At 72.7% G+C, this 18,646-nt stretch carries 13 protein-coding genes; 4 read left to right on the forward strand and 9 right to left on the reverse strand.

Annotated elements, in window-relative coordinates; genetic code table 11:
- Positions 1–145 precede the first annotated feature (145 nt).
- Positions 146–1,393, forward strand: a complete 1,248-nt coding sequence (locus RKD23_RS04210; protein ID WP_424852371.1) for a YncE family protein — start codon at positions 146–148, stop codon at positions 1,391–1,393.
- On the opposite strand, the gene RKD23_RS04215 is transcribed toward RKD23_RS04210, so the two are convergent.
- Both RKD23_RS04215 and RKD23_RS04220 read right to left on the reverse strand, forming a co-directional pair.
- Entirely contained in the window at positions 1,386–3,239 is a 1,854-nt protein-coding gene (locus tag RKD23_RS04215; RefSeq protein WP_424852372.1) for a cellulase family glycosylhydrolase, read from the reverse strand. The two genes, RKD23_RS04210 and RKD23_RS04215, sit on opposite strands and share 8 nt — an antisense overlap.
- 32 nt (positions 3,240–3,271) lie before the next feature.
- Positions 3,272–5,242, reverse strand: a complete 1,971-nt coding sequence (locus RKD23_RS04220; RefSeq protein ID WP_424852373.1) for a GTP-binding protein — start codon at positions 5,240–5,242, stop codon at positions 3,272–3,274.
- Positions 5,243–5,391: 149 nt separating this feature from the next.
- Here RKD23_RS04220 and RKD23_RS04225 point away from each other — a divergent pair, with 149 nt between their 5' ends.
- Entirely contained in the window at positions 5,392–6,522 is a 1,131-nt protein-coding gene (locus tag RKD23_RS04225) for an XdhC family protein (protein WP_424852374.1), read from the forward strand.
- A gap of 223 nt (positions 6,523–6,745) precedes the next feature.
- On the opposite strand, the gene RKD23_RS04230 is transcribed toward RKD23_RS04225, so the two are convergent.
- Entirely contained in the window at positions 6,746–7,246 is a 501-nt protein-coding gene (locus RKD23_RS04230; protein ID WP_424852375.1) for a metallophosphoesterase family protein, read from the reverse strand.
- A gap of 119 nt (positions 7,247–7,365) precedes the next feature.
- Here RKD23_RS04230 and RKD23_RS04235 point away from each other — a divergent pair, with 119 nt between their 5' ends.
- Both RKD23_RS04235 and rfbC read left to right on the forward strand, forming a co-directional pair.
- Complete coding sequence (locus RKD23_RS04235) at positions 7,366–9,309, forward strand: glycosyltransferase family 2 protein (RefSeq protein WP_424852376.1); 1,944 nt, start codon at positions 7,366–7,368, stop codon at positions 9,307–9,309.
- Between the two features lie 4 nt (positions 9,310–9,313).
- The gene (rfbC, locus tag RKD23_RS04240; protein ID WP_424852377.1) at positions 9,314–9,922 is read left to right on the forward strand and encodes a dTDP-4-dehydrorhamnose 3,5-epimerase; all 609 of its coding nucleotides are present in this window, start codon (positions 9,314–9,316) and stop codon (positions 9,920–9,922) included.
- A gap of 18 nt (positions 9,923–9,940) precedes the next feature.
- On the opposite strand, the gene RKD23_RS04245 is transcribed toward rfbC, so the two are convergent.
- The 6 genes from RKD23_RS04245 to RKD23_RS04270 form a co-directional block, all read right to left on the reverse strand.
- Positions 9,941–10,783: a hypothetical protein gene (locus tag RKD23_RS04245; protein WP_424852378.1), complete on the reverse strand. Its 843-nt coding sequence runs from the start codon at positions 10,781–10,783 to the stop codon at positions 9,941–9,943.
- Positions 10,762–11,670 carry a dTDP-4-dehydrorhamnose reductase gene (gene rfbD / locus RKD23_RS04250; RefSeq protein ID WP_424852379.1) on the reverse strand — a complete coding sequence of 303 codons (909 nt, stop codon included), beginning with the start codon at positions 11,668–11,670 and terminating at the stop codon, positions 10,762–10,764. The genes RKD23_RS04245 and rfbD overlap by 22 nt, the downstream gene beginning before the upstream one ends.
- Positions 11,667–12,632: a dTDP-glucose 4,6-dehydratase gene (rfbB, locus tag RKD23_RS04255; RefSeq protein WP_424852380.1), complete on the reverse strand. Its 966-nt coding sequence runs from the start codon at positions 12,630–12,632 to the stop codon at positions 11,667–11,669. Before rfbB ends, rfbD begins: the two co-directional genes overlap by 4 nt.
- Positions 12,633–12,674: 42 nt before the next feature.
- A complete protein-coding gene (locus RKD23_RS04260) occupies positions 12,675–13,742 on the reverse strand; it encodes a glucose-1-phosphate thymidylyltransferase (protein WP_424852381.1) in 1,068 nt (355 codons plus the stop codon).
- Between the two features lie 92 nt (positions 13,743–13,834).
- Entirely contained in the window at positions 13,835–14,674 is an 840-nt protein-coding gene (locus tag RKD23_RS04265; RefSeq protein ID WP_424852382.1) for an NlpC/P60 family protein, read from the reverse strand.
- 170 nt (positions 14,675–14,844) lie between these two features.
- The gene (locus RKD23_RS04270; RefSeq protein WP_424852383.1) at positions 14,845–18,582 is read right to left on the reverse strand and encodes a helix-turn-helix domain-containing protein; all 3,738 of its coding nucleotides are present in this window, start codon (positions 18,580–18,582) and stop codon (positions 14,845–14,847) included.
- Positions 18,583–18,646 lie beyond the last annotated feature (64 nt).

The following is an 18,646-nucleotide window of genomic DNA, read 5'->3' on the forward strand; positions in this document are numbered from 1 at the left end:
CCGGGCTCCCGCTCGGCCCGCCGACGGCCAATTTTGTCGTGTACGCAGTCTTGTGGAGAAGGGCGACCCTTCCTTACTTTCCAGTAAGTCGAACTCTGAACGACGTTGTATTCAGACTTCCCCCCACCCCGAGGAGAGTGCAGCCATGCCTGCCTTCCGCCCCCGGCACCTGTGCACCGTCGCCGCCGCCCTCGCCCTGACCGCCACGGTCCCCGCGACCGGCGCGGCCGCCGACTCCCCCGCGGCGCTGCGCGAGGTGCTGTTCGTCGGCAACAACTGGGACGGCACCGCCGAAGTCATCGCCTCCTCGGGCGACTTCGCGAGGATCGGCCGGGTGAACGTCGTCCCGGACAAGGACCAGCGCATGGCGGAGATCAACGCCGACCCGGTCAAGTGGGTCTACTTCATGGCGATCCGCAACAGCGTCGGCGAGGGCCACGACCAGTTCGTCGACGACATGTACGCCACCCCGGACGGCCGCTCGATGGTGGTCTCCCGGCCCAGCTTCGCCGACGTGGTCTCCATCGACCTGGCCACCGGGTCGGTCGACTGGCGCTTCGCCGTGTCGGGTCACCGCGCCGACCACATGGCGGTCTCCCCCGACGGCACCAAGGTCGCGGTGTCGGCGTCCACCTCCAACACGGTCCATGTGCTGGACATCGTCACCGGCCGGCAGCTCGGCTCCTTCGGCACCGGCGACAAGCCGCACGAGAACGTCTTCACCGGCGACGGCCGCTACATCTGGAACATGTCCATCGGCGAGGTGAACACCGCCCTGGACGAGCCGTGGCTGGACTGGACGAAGGGCGACCGGCGCATCACCGTCGTCGACGCGGCGACCTTCCGGCAGGTGAAGGTCGTCGACATGCGGCAGCGCCTGGACGCGGCAGGGCTCGGCCAGTACTCGGACGCGGTGCGCCCGGCCGCGTTCAGCCCCGACGAGTCCAAGCTGTACTTCCAGGTGTCGTTCTTCAACGGCTTCTTCGAGTACGACGTGGCGAGCGACAAGATCACCCGGACCAAGGTGCTGCCGAAGAACCCGGCCACCAGCGAGGACCGCACGACCTGGGTCAACGACTCGCGCCACCACGGCCTCTCGATGAGCCCCGACGGCAGGAAGCTGTGCGTGGCCGGCACGATGGACGACTACGCCACCGTCGTCGACCGCGCCACCCTCCAGGAGGGCCCGCTCGTCACCGCCGCCAAGCCCTACTGGGCCACGGTCAGCGGCGACGGCAAGTCCTGCGTGATCTCCGAGAGCGGCGCCGACCAGGTCACCGCCATCGACTTCGCGACGGGCCGCAAGACGGTGTCGGTCCCGGTCGGCGACCACCCCCAGCGCGTGCGCCTGGCGCGGGTGCCCGCCGACTGGTCGGGCCCGTCGGCTAGCTGAGCGCGGCCCAGGCGTCCAGTTCGGCACGGGCCGCCTGAAGCAGTGAAGTCGCCGGAGCCGTCGCCCCGTTGGTCACCAGCGCGTAGTGCCGAACGCCCGTGTCGCGTGCGGTGAGCAGCAGGCGGCGGCTTCCCGTGGCGCCGGGTTCGGGGGCTGCGGCGACCGGGGCGGAGGCCGTGTAGGCGGGCAGGCCGTGGAGGGTGCCCAGGTCGGAGACCACGGTGGTCGTGGCGGGCGGGAAGGCCGCCGGGAGGTGCAGCTCGGTCGGCGCCGGGCCGCCGTCGGAGCGCCACAGCAGGACGCCGTACTGTCCGGAGCCCACCAGCCGGGCCACGTTCGGCAGCGAGGCCGGTACCGGGTTCCAGGTCAGCGTGGTGGACCCGTCACGGGAGCGGTCCTCGTAGGTGAAGGCGAGCGTGGTTCCGGCGGTGGCGGCCGGGTAGAGGCGGTCCAGCAGGCGGACGTCCTGACGGAGTGTCACCGTGCCGGTGCCGTCGAGACGTACGGCGGACAGGTCCTCGTCGTTCCAGGCGTCACCGGCGGTGAGGATCTTGTCGGGGTTGCCGTTCATCGCCTCGCGGTGGCGGCCGTTGTAGAGGTCCCACTGCCATTGGGTGGCCGACAGCACGGGGCCGCTCGCGGTGGGGCGGGTCCACCAGGCGGAGCCGGGCAGGCGGGAGTCGAGGGCCTGGTACATCGCCTTGAGGACGGTCGGCGCCTTGTCGGAGACCGTGCCGCTGAGCGGGTGGCCGAACTCGCTGACCATCGCCGCCGTGCCGGTCGCGGCGGCCCGGTCCCGGACGGTCCCGAAGTCCCCGGTGTACTGGCCGTCCTTCGCCTTGCCCCACATGAAGACGCCCGAGATGGCCTTCTGGTCGTAGAAGTGAGTGTTGAAGACATAGCGCGGGCCCAGCTTCCCCGAGTCCAGCAGACCGCCCTCCTGGCGCTGGAAGTCGAGGTTCGCGTTCCAGAAGAGGTTCGGCTCGACGAACGCGGGCTTGTCCTGCCAGCCCGCCGCGTCCATCCGGGCCCGGAAGCGCTCGTAGAACGGCCACAGCACGTCCCGCTCCCAGGCGCGGCTGCCCTGGCCGGGGTCGTAGGTGCCGGCGTGCGGCTCGTTGTAAGGGTCGAAGCCGACGACACCCGCGAACTGCTCGTCGGTGAGGTGCTGTTCGACGTACGCCATCGTTTTCTCGGCCGTGGCGAGGAAGGCGTCCTGGACGCCGTGCGCGTTGTGCCAGAAGTCGTGCGTCGCGCGCATCACCGCCTCGTTCTGGGTGATGTTCTGGCCCCAGAAGAGGCAGATCCCGCAGGACTCGTCGGGGTAATCGCCCGCGTCCACGGCCCACTTGGGGGCGCCGTCACCGGTGTACCAGCTGTCCGGGTCGAAGAGGTGGCGGGAGTACAGGTCCTGGTGGAAGTCGGGGTAGACGCGGATGCCGGTGTCCAGGAAGGCGCGCATCTGGTCGGTGACGGCGGCCAGGTAGGCCGTGTCGACCCGGCCGCGCTCGGGCTCGGCGTGTGCCCAGGACAGCAGGAAGCGCACCGCGTTGCCGCCGCCGAGGGCACGCAGCGCGGCAGCGGACCTGCGCGCGTCGGCGACGGACGCGAAGGGCAGGCCGCCGTGCTCCTCCAGCTTGGTCTCACCGGAGACGTTGTAGCCGCGCAGCACGACCTCGCGGCCGTGGGCGTCGACGAAGCGGCCGTCCACCACCGTCAGCGGGGAGCCGTCGAACCACAGGGAGTCGGCCGCGGCGGCGGGAGGGGCACCCGCCGCCGGGGAACCGCACAGGAATCCACACAGGACGACCAGAGCGACGAGCACATGTGCGCGCTTCTTGGGCATGTCCCTAAAGGTCGAGCTTTTCTGACACTCCGTCAACTACTCGTCCTGCGAGTGACGTTCAGCAGATACTCCTTCCGGTTCAGCGGGTTGTGGTCGGTGCGCGGCCGCTCGGGCACGGGCCCCTGCGTGACGGGCGCGTAGTGGTCGAAGGCGCACTCCAGCTCACCCTCGCCCCGGGTGAGTCCCGGCAGCCGCTGCTCCAGGGCGTGCACACGGGCCGCCGGGACGTCGCCCTCCAGGACGCAGACGGCACCCTGCGTCTCGGTGGTGCGCGGCACCGCCCGCAGCGCGGCCAGCACCGGCAGCAGCGCGCCGAGCGTGTCCGCGGGTGCCTCCAGGCGGAAGCGGTGCAGGGGCTCGTGCACCCGCGTCCCCGCCCGCCGCAGCGCCTCCACCAGGACCAGCGGGGTCAGGCCCCGGAAGTCGTATCCGGTGCTGGACATGCTCTTGTCGAAACCCTGGTGGGCGTGGCTCTGACGGGGGCAGTAGCCGGAGTGGGTCATGGTGACCTGGCAGTCGGTGACCCGCCAGCCGTGCAGGCCCTGTTCGAGGGTCTCGCGCACGGTGTCCTCGACGGCCTTGAAGAAGGCGTACGGCATCGCGCCCAGCTCCACCTCCAGGCCGAACGTGACGCCCGAGCCGGGCGGGGCCGGGTCGACGCGCAGACCGATCGTGGCCAGGAACGGGTTGTCGCCCCTCTTGACGAACTCCGCTGCCGTGCCCGACCCGACCGGCCGTTCCACGCACAGCGGGGTCGTCTCCCGGAAGCCGACCTCCAGGCCGTACTCCTCGGCGAGCGTGGCCTGGACGACCTCCTTCTGCACCTCCCCGTACAGCGACACGCTGGTCTCCCGCCGCACCTCGTCGTGGCGCAGCCCGATCAGCGGGTCCTGCTCGGCGAGCTGGGTCAGGGCCAGGTGCAGCGCCCCCGGGTCCGTGCCGGGGCCGGGCACGACGACCGTCTCCAGCGTCGGCGGGGCGAAGAAGTGCCCGTACGGCTTACGGGGCACACCGAGGAAGTCGCCGATCCTGATGTCCGCGAGGCCCCACACCCGGGCGATCCGGCCCGCCGGCACCGCGTCCGCGGGGACGTCCGTGCCGTGGTCGAAGACGCCGACCGCGGTGACCTTGCCCTCCTGGGGCGGGTCGCCGAAGGGGACGCGGTCGCGGACGCGCAGGGTGCCGGTGAAGACGCGCGCGTAGGCGATCTTCTCGCCCGCCGGGCCCCGCTCGACCTTGAACACGGTGCCCGACAGCGGCCCGGCCGGATCGCCGCCGGCGGCCGGGAGCAGCTCCCGGATGCCGGTGATCAGCGGGTCCGTCCCCGCGCCGGTGGCGGCGGAGCCGAAGTAGACGGGGTGCACCAGGCCCTGCCGGGTCTGCTCGGCGAGGGCCGCGCGCACCCGCTCCGGCCGTACGGCGCCCTCGACGTACGCGGCCAGCAGGTCGTCGTCGTGGTCGGCGAGGACGTCGAGCGCGGCGGGGCCGAGGCCGGGCACGAACCGGGCGTCCGGGGTGCCGAGCCGCTCGGCGGTCCCCATCGGCACCACGGGCACCTTCAGCCGCTCGGCGACCGACCGCACCAGCTCCGCACCGCGTGCCCCGCGCCGGTCGATCTTGTTGACGAAGACCAGAGTGGGGATGCCCAGGCGGCGCAGGGTGCGCATCAGGACGCGCGTCTGTGCCTGGACGCCCTCGACGGCGGAGACGACGAGCACGGCGCCGTCGAGCACACCGAGGACGCGTTCCACCTCGGCGATGAAGTCCGGGTGCCCCGGGGTGTCGATGAGGTTGACGGTCACGTCGTCGACGGGGAACGACACGACCGCGGACTTGATGGTGATCCCGCGCCTGCGCTCCAGCGCGAGGGTGTCCGTCCGGGTGCTGCCGTCGTCGACGCTGCCGATCTCGTCGATGACCCCGGCGGTGTGCAGCAGCCGTTCGGTCAGGCTGGTCTTTCCTGCGTCGACGTGGGCGAGGATGCCAAGATTGAGCATGTGCACGTAGCGTCATGTCCTCGGGAGAGTGGGCTGTTTCCTTCCTGGGTGGACATGAACGGTGCGCGCATTGCGGCCCTCCTCGGCTCGAAGCTGGAACCCGAGCAGTGCAGCAGACGGCGAGGGCGACGGCAACGCGATTAAGGAGCCCCGCGGTGCGTGAGATTCTCCCGGTGCTGGCCGGCTGGTGGTCCGCATCTGTTCCGTTCGGGCTGGCCACCGTGGTGGCGGTGAGCCGCAGCGCGCCCCGGGGTCCGGGCGCGGCGATGGCCGTCGGCCCAGGCGACGAGGTCGTCGGCAGTGTGTCCGGAGGCTGCGTGGAGGGCGCGGTCCTGGAACTGGCCCAGGAGGCCCTGGCCGACGGCCGGGCCCGCCTGGAGACCTTCGGCTACAGCGACGAGGACGCCTTCGCAGTCGGCCTGACCTGCGGCGGCGAGCTCACCGTCCTCGTCCGCCCCGTGACCCCCGACCTGGACCCCACCCTCGGCCCGGTCGCCGACTCGGTGGCAGCGGGCCGCCCGGTGACCCTGGCCACGGTCGTCGACGGCCCGGCACCACGCGGAGCCGCGCTCGCGGTGTGGCCGCCGGACGAGCCGGGGCCGGGTGACGCCCCCGAGACGCTGGGCAGTCTGGGAAACGCCGGCCTCGACGCTGCCGTCGCCGCCGATGCCTGGGGTGAGCTCGCTGTGGGTGCCACAGGCGTGCGGCACTACGGGCCCGGTGGGGAGCGCCGGGAGGACACCGTCTCGGTGTTCATGCAGTCGTTCGCGCCGCCGCCGCGGATGCTGGTGTTCGGGGCGATCGACTACGCGGCCGCTGTCGCCCGGATCGGGGACTTCCTCGGCTACCGGGTGACCGTGTGCGACGCCCGCCCCGTCTTCGCCACGCCCCGCCGCTTCCCGCCGGGCGTGGAGGTGGTGGTGGACTGGCCGCACCGGTACCTGGCGGGCACCGGCACCGACGAGCGGACGGTGATCTGCGTGCTCACCCACGACCCCAAGTTCGACGTCCCGCTGCTCGAGGAGGCACTGCGCCGGCCGGCCGCGTACATCGGGGCGATGGGCAGCCGCCGTACGCACGCCGAGCGCCGGGAGCGGCTGGTGGCGGCGGGGCTGACCGGGGCCGAGCTGGCCCGGCTGCGCTCGCCGGTCGGGCTGGATCTGGGGGCCCGTACGCCCGAGGAGGTGGCGGTGTCGGTGGCCGCGGAGATCGTGGCGCTGCGGTGGGGCGGCAGCGGAGCACCGCTGACGTCGACGGCGGGGGCGATCCACGGGGCGCCGCGGTGAGGCGCGCGGTGAGGCCCCTCGAAAAAAATCCGCTGTCCGTGTGTGAGGTGGAGCGAATCGGGTATTCGCGGCTCAAAGGGACGAAATAGTCCGCCCCTGCAGTAGGTCGGAAGGAGGTCCGTGACGGACAGCCCAGATTCGCAGTGCGCGGGCCGTTGCCGGTAGGCCGGAGCGGCCCGCCTTTTCATGTGCGGGGCCGGTTCAGCAATTCGGGTGAAGGCGCTCAGCGTGGGGGCAGCCGGTGCAGGACCACGTCGGTGAGGTCACCGTCCGTGACGGACGCGGTCATATAGGTGCAGTACGGCTCCCTGCGACGGTCGGTCGGCGAGCCCGGGTTGAGCAGGCGGAGCCCTGTCGCAGCGGTGCTGTCCCAGGGGATGTGGCTGTGTCCGAAGACGAGAACGTCCAGCTCGGGAAAGCGCGCCGCGCAGCGGGCCTCGCGGCCCTGGGCCGGGCCCGTCTCGTGCACCACGCCGAAGCGCAGGCCGCCCAGCTGGGCATGAGCGATCTCGGGCAGCCGGGCCCGCAGGTCGGGGCCGTCGTTGTTGCCGTACACCCCGATCAGCCGACGGCTGCGCTCCTCCAGCAGGTCGAGCGTGGCCGTGTCGACCCAGTCGCCGGCGTGCACCACGACATCGGCCGCCTCCACCTCGGTCAGCACCTCGGCGGGCAACTCCCGCGCCCGGCGCGGCAGGTGGGTGTCGGAGATCAGCAGCAGACGCATACGACCAGGGTAAGTCCGCGCGTGTGCACGGCGATCGACGGCGCGACAGCCGGATACGATCGGGCAACGCACGTCAATCCTCAACATGAACGGCAGACGACCCCAGGGGTCAGGAGGCCATGCCGGTGAAGGTCAGCGTCATCGTTCCGGTGTACAACCCCGGGCGCTACATCGACGACTGCGTCGATTCCCTGCTGCGTCAGTCGCTGCCCGACGACGCCTATGAAGTGATCTTCGTCGACGACGGCTCCACCGACGACACCCCGGCCCGGCTCGACGCCGTCGCCGCCGAGCACCCCCATGTGCACGTCATCCACCAGGAGAACTCCGGCTGGTCGGGCAAGCCCCGCAACGTCGGCATCGAGGCCTCCAAGGGCGAGTTCGTGATGTTCGTCGACAACGACGACTATCTCGCCGACGAGGCGCTGGAGCGGATGTACGACTACGCCGTCGCCAACGACGCTGACGTCGTCGTCGGCAAGATGGCCGGCAAGGGGCGCCCCGTGCCGGTCGAGCTGTTCCGGCGCAACCACCCGAAGGCGTCCGTGGCGAACGCGCCGCTCATCGACAGCCTCACCCCGCACAAGATGTTCCGCCGGGAGTTCCTGGACCGCATCGGGCTGCGCTTCCCGGAGGGGCGGCGGCGCCTGGAGGACCACGTCTTCGTCACCGAGGCGTATCTGCGCGCGGGCAACGTCTCGGTGCTCAGCGACTACGTCTGCTACTACCACGTCCGCCGCGACGACGCCTCCAACGCCGGTTTCCAGCAGCTCGACCCGGCCGGGTACTTCAAGAACCTCCGCGAGGCCCTGGACGTCGTCGAGGCGTACACCGAGCCGGGCGAGCTGCGGGACCGGCTGCTGCGCCGCTGGCTGCGCAACGAGATGGTCGAGCGGATGCGCGGCAAGCGCCTGCTCGCGATGCCCGAGGACTACCGCCGCTCCCTGTTCGCCGAGATCCACGCGACCGCCGTCGAGCGCTTCGGCCCCGGCGTCGCGGCCGGGCTCCCGCCGGCCCAGCGGGTGGTCGCCGCGATGATCGCCGCGGACCGGTACGACGACGTCGTCGCCTTCGCCGAGTGGGAGAGCGGCATCGCCGTGCGGGCCCTGCCCGAGGGCGTCGAGTGGGACGGGGGCGTGGTGCGGGTGGCCCTGCGCGCAGAGTTCACCTCGGGCGGCGAGCCGATGCCGTTCCCCGCCGAAGGGGTGCCCGCGACGGGCGAGCCGCCGCTGGACGCCGCCGAGGCCGTCGACTGGGTGTGTGCCGACTCCGTGGCGCGGTTCGACAAGGCGACGGCCGACCTGCTGCTGCGGGAGCGCGAGAGCGCCGCCCAGCACTTCCAGCCGGTGCGGGTCACCCGGGAGACCGTGCCGGAGGGCGACGGAGAGCGGGTGCGGCTGGTGCTGCGGGCGTCCGCCACGGTCGACCCGGCGACCGCGGCGGACGGGGCGGCGCCGGCCGCCGGTCTGTGGGACGCGTTCGTCCGGGTCCGGCTGGGCGCCTGGACCAAGGAGTGCCGGCTGGGCCCGGCCCCGGCCCAGGACCGGCCCACGCCCAGCGCGGGTGTCGCGGGCGGACGGGTGGTCCTGCCGTACTGGACCCATCCGCACGGCAACCTCGCCTTCGACGTGGACCGCGCGACCAAGCGGCTCGGTCTGTCCGAGGTCACGCACACGATGGTCACCGTGTCCGGGAGCGGTCTGCGCGCGCCGGTTCCGCTGTATGTGCCCGGCGAGTCGGAGGTGCGGCTGCGGCTGACCGCCGAGCGGAGCGTGGAGGTGTCCGGGCGCCTGTCCCCCGCCGCCGACGGGCGCAGGGCGGTGCTGGAGGCCGAACTGCCGCTCGCGAAGCTGCGGGCGGGCACCTGGGGGGTGGCGCTGGGTCCGGTCCCGGAGCGCTTCCTGGCGCTGCCGCTCGCCCTGGAGGTCACCGACGACGGCACGGTGCGTGCGGTGCCTGCCGCGACACCGCGCGACAGCCGGCCGCTGCTGCGCCGTGTCCGCCGCAGGCTCGGCCGGGTGCTGCGCGGCGCGGTGTCCCGAGTCACCGAGCACAGGAGGTAGAGCGTTGCGACCGCTGGGGATCGAGGGTGCCTGGGTGCTGGAGCCCAAGGTCTTCCCGGACGAGCGGGGCAGTTTCCACGAGTGGTACCGCGGCCAGGAGTTCCGCGAGGCCACCGGCTACGACCTGGCACTGGCGCAGGCGAACTGCTCGGTCTCCCGCCGGGGTGTGCTGCGCGGGGTGCACTTCTCCGATGTGCCGCCCGGGCAGGCGAAGTACGTCACCTGTGTGCGCGGCGCCGTCCTGGACGTGGCGATCGACCTGCGCGTCGGCTCGCCCACGTTCCGGCAGTGGGAGGCGGTCCGGCTCGACGACGACTCCCGGCACGCGGTGTTCCTCGCGGAAGGCCTCGGCCACGCCTTCATGGCGCTGACCGACGACGCGACGGTCGTCTATCTGTGCTCCACCGGGTACGCCCCGGAGCGTGAGCACGGCGTGCATCCGCTGGACGCGGACCTGGGCATCGAGTGGCCCCGGGGCATCGAGCCGGTGCTGTCGCCGAAGGACGCCGAGGCGCCGTCCCTCGCGGAGGCGCTGGAGGCCGGGCTCCTGCCGGAGTACGAGACCTGCCGCGCCCACTACGAGCGGCTTCGCGCGGGCGGCCCCACCGGCTGACGGGGCCGCCCGGCCTGCTCACGAGGTCTTGGCGCTGGGGGTGCCGTAGCGGGCCTTGAGGACCCGCTTCTTGTTGGTGCCCTCGGCGTTGACGCCCTTCTCGATGATCACGAGATTGTGGAAGAAGTGGACCGCCCGGATGTTGCGGTCGAAGTAGGAGGGCTCGTAGTCCTCGTCCACGAACTCCTCGTAGTTCAGGCCGTCCACGAGCTGCTTGAGGACTCCCATGCTGGTGTCCTTGGAGTCCAGGTCCTCGCTGCCCATCCACTCCGGCCAGTACGAGCTCTGGGTGTCCTCGACCGCGTAGATCCCGCCGTCGCTGAGCAGCGGGAACAGGGTGCGGAACGTGGTGATGACGTGCGGGCTGCGGTGGCTGCCGTCGTCGATGATCACATCGATCCTGCCGATCTTCTCGGCGATGGACAGCAGCGAGTCGGGGTCGGACTGGTCGCCGATGTAGGTGGTGATCCGGTCCTCGTCCACGAAGGACTTGTCCTGGATGTCCATGCCGTGGATCTGCGCGTTGGGGAAGAAGTGCTTCCACATCCGCAGCGAGGCGCCGCCCTCGCCGGGCCGGTTGTAACCGCCGATGCCGATCTCCAGCAGGTTGAACTCCGCGTTCTTGAGGTGCTGGAGATAGCGCTGGTAGTGCTGGGCGTACTTGTGGCCGCCCCACTTGTCGGTCTTGAAGTGGGTGGCGAGCTTGCAGAGGTCGTCGGAGATCGCGGCGACACCCGTGGGCTTCTTCGGGGGCGCCGGCGGGGTGCCGAACGTCCGCTGCCTGACGCGGCGCAGTGCCTGCCAGCCGCGCTCGCCGACGACGGGCTTGACGGTCTTCCTCACGACCGACTTGATCGACATGCTGCGGATTCTCCCTCTGTGGTGGTGACGCCGAAGGACGGGAACGCGGCTGCCAGCGCTTCTGGCCAGTCGCGGATGGGGGTGAGGCCCGCCTGCCGCAGGCGGTCGTGGCCGAGCGCGCTGTACGGGGGGCGCGGGGCGGGCCTGGGGAAGGCGGAGCTGTCCACGGGCCGTACCCGCTCGGGGTCGGCGCCCGCGTGCCGGAACACCTCGCGGGCCAGGCCGTACCAGGTGGTCTCGCCGGAGCTGGTGGCGTGGAACACGCCGCTCAGGCCGGGGCCGATCAGTGGCCCGAGGTCGGCGAGGAGTTCGGCGACGTCGGCGCTCCAGGTGGGCTGGCCGCGCTGGTCGTCGACGACGTCGAGCGTGTCGCGGCGGGCCTGCAGATCGAGCATCGTACGGACGAAGTTGCGGCCCGTGGCGCCGTACAGCCAGGCCGTGCGGACGATCGCGGAGGTCTCGGGGAGTTCGGCGAGGACGGCCTGTTCGCCGGCGAGTTTGGTGCGGCCGTAGGCGGTGCGCGGGTCCGGGGGGTGGTCCTCCGGATAGGGGGTGGTGCGGGACTCGCCGGAGAAGACGTAGTCGGTGGACAGGTGCAGCAGCCGGGCGCCGGTCGTGGCACAGGCGCGGGCCAGGTGTCGGGGGCCTTCGCCGTTGATCAGCAGGGCCGTCTTCTCGTCGGTCTCGGCGTCGTCGACGGCCGTGTAGGCGGCGCAGTTGACCACGATGTCGGGGCGGTGCGCGGCGAGCGCCTCGTCCACCGACTCCGGCCGCGTGATGTCCAGGGCGGCGTGGCCGAGGCCCGTCACGTCCTCGCCGCGCCGGGTGAGGGCGGCGACGGTGTCCTGGCCGAGCATGCCGCCCGCGCCGGTGACGAGCCACCTCATCGGCGCTCCTTCAGCGGCTCCCACCAGGCGCGGTTGGCGCGGTACCAGTCGACGGTCGCGGCCAGGCCCTCGGTGAAGTCGTGGCGGGGGCGGTAGCCGAGCTCGGTGCGCGCCTTGGTCCAGTCGACGGAGTAGCGCAGGTCGTGGCCCTTGCGGTCGGTGACGTGCTCGACCATCTCCCAGTCGGCCCCGCAGGCCTCCAGGAGCAGGCCGGTGAGCTCCTTGTTGGTCAGCTCGGTGCCGCCGCCGATGTTGTATACCTCGCCGGCGCGTCCCTCGGTGCGCACGAGTTCCACGCCGTGGCAGTGGTCCTCGACGTGCAGCCAGTCGCGGACGTTGAGGCCCTCGCCGTACAGAGGGACCTTTCTGCCGTCGAGGAGGTTGGTGACGAACAGCGGGACGACCTTCTCGGGGAACTGGTGCGGGCCGTAGTTGTTGGAGCACCGGGTGACGCGCACGTCGAGGCCGTGGGTGCGGTGGTAGGCCAGGGCGAGCAGGTCGGAGGAGGCCTTGGAGGCGGAGTACGGGGAGTTGGGGCTCAGCGGGTGGGTCTCGGGCCAGGAGCCGGACTCGATGGAGCCGTACACCTCGTCGGTGGAGATGTGCACGAACGGGCCGACGCCGTGGCGCAGGGCCGCGTCCAGCAGGGTCTGGGTGCCGAGCACATTGGTGCGGACGAAATCGGCGGCGCCGTCGATGGAGCGGTCCACGTGCGACTCGGCCGCGAAGTGCACGACCTGGTCGCTCTCGGAGACCAGCTTGTCGACGAGCGGGGCGTCGCAGATGTCTCCCTGCACGAACCGCAGCCGTGGGTGTTCGGGCGGCAGGTTGTCGAGCGTGCCGGCGTAGGTGAGCTTGTCCAGCACCGTGATGTACGGGGCGTTCGGCCCGTCGTCCGCCAGCAGCATGCGGACGTACGTCGAGCCGATGAACCCGGCGGCGCCGGTGACGAGGAGGTTCATGTGGGGATCTGCACCTTGCTCGGAGCGGGCTGTGCGTGTTGCTCAGGTATGGATCTGGACCGTGCTGTGGTCGCCGAGGACGAGGCGGTGGGCGCTGGGCACGCTGGGTGCCGGGGTCACCTCGACATGGCGGCCGATGAGGGAGTTCTCGATCCGGCCCACCCCGTCGATGGAGGAGTCGCGCAGCACGATCGAGAACTCCAGTTCGCTGTCCTTGATGCGGCAGTTCTCCGCGACGGACGTGAACGGGCCGACGTAGGAGTCGGTGACGACCGTGCCGGAGCCGATCACCACGGGGCCGACGATGCGGGAGCCGATCACGCGCGCGCCCCGCTCGACGACGACGCGGCCGACGGTCTCCGACGCCTCGTCGACCTCGCCGTCGATGCGCCGCTCCATGGTCTCAAGGACGGTGCGGTTGACCTCCAGCATGTCGACGACGTTGCCGGTGTCCTTCCAGTAGCCGTGGATCACGGTGGAGCGGACATCGGCGCCGGAGTCGAGCAGATGCTGGATGGCGTGGGTGATCTCCAACTCGCCGCGCCAGGACGGGGCGATCGCGCGCACGGCCTCGTGGACGGCCGGCGTGAACAGGTACACGCCGACCAGGGCGAGATCGCTCTTGGGGCGCTCCGGCTTCTCCTCCAGGCCGATCACCTGCCCGGCGGGGCCGAGTTCGGCGACGCCGAAGGCGCGCGGGTCGGCGACATGGGTGAGCAGGATCTGGGCGTCGGGGCGGCTGGTGCGGAACTCCTCCACCAGGCCGGTGATGCCGCCGACGATGAAGTTGTCGCCGAGGTACATCACGAAGTCGTCGTCGCCGAGGAAGTCCCGGGCGATCAGCACCGCGTGGGCGAGTCCGAGGGGTCGTTCCTGCGGGATGTAGGTGATCTCCAGGCCGAACTTCGATCCGTCGCCGACCGCTTCCTGGATCTCCTCCGCGGTGTCGCCGACGACGAGTCCCACCTCGGTGATCCCCGCGTCGGCGATCGACTCCAGGCCGTAGAACAGCACGGCTTTGTTCGCCACCGGAACGAGTTGCTTGGCCGAGGTGTGGGTGATCGGCCTCAACCGTGTTCCGGCGCCTCCGGACAGCACGAGTGCCTTCATCTGCTTCACCATAGCGGGGATCAAGGGGCCGAGTGGTCGCCTGCGGTACTTCTCCTGTACGCCCGCCTCGACCCTTGTGTTCGCTCGTCGGGTCAGGGGCAGGCGGGGACGCCGTCCAGCCACGCGGGTCCCTGGATGTAGATGTTGGTGACCCAGGCGCGGTAGTCGGGCAGGTAGGACCACACGTCGTTGGTGTAGCCGTCGGAGGTGACGCGCTCGGCGTGCTTCTGGCAGCGGACCCGGATGGTGGTCGGACCGGGGAACGCGTACACGCGCGTGGCCGCGACGGCCGGTTCGGCCTTGGTCCACACGCCGTTGCCCCAGGTGGCGAAGAGGGGCCCGGTGACCGGACCCGTGTCGAGGCGGACGGCCCCGAAGTAGGCGCTGTTCAGGCGTACGTCACTGACCATCAGCTTCGTGCCGGACTGCCGGGCCTCGACCATCCGGCCCGCGCCGAGGTAGATCGCGATGTGCTTGAGGTGGTCGGAGGTGCCCCAGGCGAGCAGGTCGCCGGGCAGCAGGGGGGCGAGGCCCTGGTCGGGGGTGAAGCGTGCGGCGGCGCGGTGCGTGTAGTACTGGGCGCTCGCCACGCCGTTCAGGAGGTCCTCGCCGGTGGCGCGGGCGTAGGCGTACCGCACCAGGCCGGAGCAGTCGAAGCCGCGCCGCTCGGGGTCGTGCTCGCTGGCCGGGTCCTCGGGGTCGACCTGGCCGTACGTGGGCCCGGGCTGCGGTCCGTGGCCGCCGCCCCAGGAGTACCAGGTGCCCGCGGCGACCTCTTCGCAGGCGGCGGCGATGGCCCGTTCGGCGGCCGCGGAGGCGCCTGAGGCGAGGGTGCGGCAGTCGTCGGCGGCGGCCGCCGTGGTGGCGGGTGCGCCGAGGAGCAGGGCGAGCAGCGCGCCGAGCACGCTGCCGACGAGGGTGCGGCGGATCATGCGGAGTCCCCGTTCTCGAAGGTGGCGAGAAGTGCGAAGGTGGCGAGAAGTTCCGAAGACGGCGGGAAGCCGGTCGACTGTCAGACTGCCGACCGGCGCCCGCTCGTTCCCGCCCGGCGCGTGGTCCACTCGAAAGAGGCAACGGGCAACGCCCGGGAAACCCTCACCTCTCAGGGTGGTTGATGAGCCGTCAGGCGCTCGCGCAGCCGGTGGATGTCCCGGAGCCGGGCCCCGGGGTCGAGGTTCCACAGCCGTACGGTGCCGTCGTTGCCGGCGCTGGCCACCGTCCGCCCGTCGGGCGCGAAGTCGACGCCCCACACCGCGCCCGTGTGTCCGGTGAGCGTGGCCCAGGGCCGCCGGGCGGAAACGTCCCACAGCCGGACCGTGCCGTCGCCGCCGCTGCTGGCGAGCCGGTGGCCGTCGGGCGAGAAGGCGATGCCGCGCACGGAGCCCGCGTGGCCGGTGAGCGCGGCCGTGCGGCGGTGCCGGCGCAGGTCCCACAGGCGTACGGCCCCGTCGTTGCCGCCGCTGGCGAGGACACGCCCGTCGGGGCCGAAGGCGAGACCGCGCACGGCGCCTGTATGGCCCTTGAGGACGGCGCGCTGCCGGTGCGAGGCCACGTCCCACAGTCGTACGGTCAGATCGTCGCTCGCGCTGGCGAGGGTGCGGCCGTCGGGGCTGAAGGCGACGTCGTTCACGAAGTCGGTGTGGCCGTCAAGGACCCCCGGCGGGCGGTGTCCGGTGAGGTCCCAGAGGCGGACGGTGCGGTCGGCCGAAGCCGAGGCGAGGGTGCGGCCGTCGGGAGCATAGGCGACGGCGAACACACTCTGGCGGTGCCCGCGCAGGGTCGCCACCGGGCGCCGGGTCGCCACGTCCCACAGGCGGATGTCGCCGTCGGAGCCGGCCGAGGCGAGGGTGCGGCCGTCCGGGGCGAAGGCGACGGCGAACACGCTCTCCCGGTGGCCCCGCAGCGTCGCCACCGGGCGCCGGGACGCCACGTCCCACAGCCGTACGGTGTGGTCGGTCCCGGCGGCGGCGAGCAGCCGGCCGTCGGGGCTGTGGTCGGCGCGGGACAGCTCGGTGAACGGGCGTGCGGTCAGCGCCCGGCCGCGCAGGTCCCACAGCACCACCGACTGGTCGAACCCGGCGGTGGCCAGCCCTCGTCCGGCGGGGTCGACGGCCACGGACAGGACGTAGTCGGTGTGCCCGGCGAGGGTGGCGACGGGGCGGGCGGCGCGGACGTCCCACAGCCGGGTCGTGCCGTCGCCGCCCGCGCTGACGACCGTGGTGCCGTCGGGGGTGTAGGCCACCGCGTTGACGTCGTCGGCGTGCCCGGACAGGGTCGCGGTGGCCCTGCGGGTGGCGAGGTCCCACAGCCGTACGGTGCGGTCGGTGCCGCCCGAGGCGAGGGTGTGCCCGCCGGGCGCGACGGCGAGCCCGAGCACCTCGCCGGTGTGCCCGCGCAGCGCGGCGAGCGGCCGGGCCAGGTCCGGGTCCCACAGGCGTACGGTGCCGTCGGCGCCGGCGGACAGGAGCCGGTGCCCGTCGGGGGTGTAGGCGAGGGCGTTGACGCCTCCCGCATGCCCGCCCAGGACCGCCTCGCGGCGCGGCTCGCGGCCGGTGCGCCAGAGCTGGACCGTCCCGTCGGCGGCGGCCACGGCGAGCCGGGCGCCGCGGGGGTCGAAGGCGAGGGCGCGGGCGCCGGTGGTGGCGGGCAGGAGCCGCGGCGGGGCGGGCGAGGCCGGGTCGAACATTCGGACGGGCCCGGTCGTGGAGGTCGCCGCCAGCAGCCCGCCGTCCCGGTCGAAGGCCACCGCGCGGACGCGCCCGGGCACCCGCAGGGTGGTGACGACATGGCGGTCGGACACGCGCAGCAGCCGGACGGTGCCGTCGGAGCTGCCGTCGGCGAGGAGGCGCCCGTCCGGGGTGAAGGCGACCGTGTTGACGGGGCCGCGATGGCCGGTGAGGCGCGCGGAGAACAGCTGGGCCTGGGTGCTGAGCAGGGCGCTGCGGGCCTCGGCGCCGGCGTCGGCGCGGTAGGCCTCCTCGGCCAGCAGCATCGACGCCTCGGGGCGGCCGCCGGCCAGGGAGATGGAGCGTACGGCGAGGGCCTGGGAGCGGGCGGCGCGTTCATGGGCGAGGGCGGCCGTGCGCTGCTGGTGGGCGAGGGCGCCGGCGGTCACCGCGAGACCGAGGAGCACCGCGAGGGTGGCGAGCAGCGTCTGCCGCAGTCGCGTCTGGCGGCGCGCCTGCCGCCTTCTGGTGTCCTCCTCGGCGAGCGCCGCCGCCAGGAACGCCTCCTGCAGCGGGCTGAGTCCGTCGGCCTCGTCGGCCCAGGCGCGGGCCGTCTCCAGGCGGCTGCCCCGGTAGAGGGCCGACGGGTCGTGGCCCTCGCGCTCCCACTCGGCTGCCGCGTGGGCGAGCTGCTGGTGGACCAGCAGCCCGGCGCGGTCGGCGTGGATCCAGTCGCGCAGCCGGGGCCAGGCGTGCAGCAGGGCCTCGTGGGCGATCTCCACCGTGTCGTGGTCGACGGTGATCAGGCGGGCCCGCACGAACGCGTCCAGGGCGCGCTCGGCGCCCTCCGCGTCGGCCGGCAGGGCCGTGAGGTCGGCGCGCCGGGCCCGGCGGCGGGTCGGGCCTGCCTCGTCGGAGACCTGCACCAGGCGGGACAGCAGCCGGCGTACGGTGCGCTGCTCGGCCGGGTGGAGCCCGGCGAAGACGCTCTCGGCGGTGCGGGCGACCGCGCCCTGGATGCCGCCGGTGCGCTCGTACGCGGCGACGGTGAGGGCGGCGCCCTCGCGCTGCTGCCAGGTGGAGAGCAACGCGTGGGAGACCAGGGGCAGGGCGGCGCTGGTGTCGGCGTCGCGCAGCAGGAGGGGGACGAGGCCCGGTTCCAGGGGGATGCCGGCCAGTTCCGCCGGGCGGCTGATCGACTCGCGCAGTTCGTCGGGGGTCATCGGCGGCAGGACGAACAGGCCGTCGGTGAACACGTCCGCCAGTTCGGGCAGTTCCAGGCACCGGCCGGCGAAGTCCGCCCGTACGCCGAGCACCACCAGCGCCCCGTCGTCCGGGGGCGCGGCGAGGTCGGTGAGGAGGCGGACGAAGGAGCGTCGTTCGGTGTGGTCGGCGCAGAGGGTGAACAGCTCCTCGAACTGATCGACGATCAGGACGGGGCGGACGGGCGGCGGCCGGCGCTCGGCCCGGGGTGCGGGAACGGCGGCGGCGCGGACGGCGGCCAGCAGCGCGGCCGGGTCGGGCGTCGGCTCCGGGACGCCGAGGGTCTTGGCGGTGCGTTCGAGGAGTTCCTCGACGGGGCGGGCGGTGGGGGTGAGGGTGACCACCGGCCAGCGGTCGGCGCCCGGCATCGGGAAGCCCCCGGCCCGGCCGAGGGCGGGCACGAAACCGGCGTTGAGCAGGGAGGACTTGCCCGCCCCGGAGGGGGCGACCAGCAGTAGCGGGCCTTTGCCGACGCGCTGGAAGGCCCGTTCGACCAGCGCGGCCGTGGCCCGCTCCCGGCCGAAGAACCGGGCCGCGTCCTGCGGGGTGAACGCCGACAGCCCCCGGTAGGGGCAGGCCGGCTCGTCCGGGCCGGCGTCCGCGCGCGGCTGTTCCACCAGACGCAGCAACTCCCCCTCGGCGTCCAGGATACGGTCGCAGCGGCGGGCCACGTCGACCGTGGCGCGCTTGGCCCCGGTCTCGATCTTGCTGAGGTAGCCCTTGCTGTAGTGGGTGCGGCGGGCCAGGTCGGCGAGGGACAGGCCGCGCTGCTGTCGTAGTCGTCTGAGCTGGGCGGGGAAGGAGGCGGTGGTCTGTGCGGAGGCCGCCGGTGCGCCCCGGTCACCGCCCGCCGGTGCGCCCTGGTCCCCGCCCGCCGGGTCCTGCTGCTGGTCCCCCAAAACGTCCCCCATGGCATGGTGCGTCCACGTCGTGAGACGGCGGACGCCCAGGCTACTGCGGGGGACTGACGGACCG

Source organism: Streptomyces sp. SAI-170, from assembly GCF_049739565.1.
Classification (GTDB): domain Bacteria; phylum Actinomycetota; class Actinomycetes; order Streptomycetales; family Streptomycetaceae; genus Streptomyces.

Bases quoted from the DNA above. Each gene is read 5' to 3' on its own strand.
- RKD23_RS04210 (WP_424852371.1), top strand. From the start codon at position 146: ATGCCTGCCTTCCGCCCCCGGCACCTGTGCACCGTCGCCGCCGCCCTC.
- RKD23_RS04230 (WP_424852375.1), bottom strand. From the start codon at position 7,246: ATGCGTCTGCTGCTGATCTCCGACACCCACCTGCCGCGCCGGGCGCGG.
- RKD23_RS04215 (WP_424852372.1), bottom strand. From the start codon at position 3,239: ATGCCCAAGAAGCGCGCACATGTGCTCGTCGCTCTGGTCGTCCTGTGT.
- RKD23_RS04235 (WP_424852376.1), top strand. From the start codon at position 7,366: ATGCCGGTGAAGGTCAGCGTCATCGTTCCGGTGTACAACCCCGGGCGC.
- rfbB (WP_424852380.1), bottom strand. From the start codon at position 12,632: ATGAACCTCCTCGTCACCGGCGCCGCCGGGTTCATCGGCTCGACGTAC.
- RKD23_RS04260 (WP_424852381.1), bottom strand. From the start codon at position 13,742: ATGAAGGCACTCGTGCTGTCCGGAGGCGCCGGAACACGGTTGAGGCCG.
- RKD23_RS04270 (WP_424852383.1), bottom strand. From the start codon at position 18,582: ATGGGGGACGTTTTGGGGGACCAGCAGCAGGACCCGGCGGGCGGGGAC.
- RKD23_RS04265 (WP_424852382.1), bottom strand. From the start codon at position 14,674: ATGATCCGCCGCACCCTCGTCGGCAGCGTGCTCGGCGCGCTGCTCGCC.
- RKD23_RS04245 (WP_424852378.1), bottom strand. From the start codon at position 10,783: ATGTCGATCAAGTCGGTCGTGAGGAAGACCGTCAAGCCCGTCGTCGGC.
- rfbD (WP_424852379.1), bottom strand. From the start codon at position 11,670: ATGAGGTGGCTCGTCACCGGCGCGGGCGGCATGCTCGGCCAGGACACC.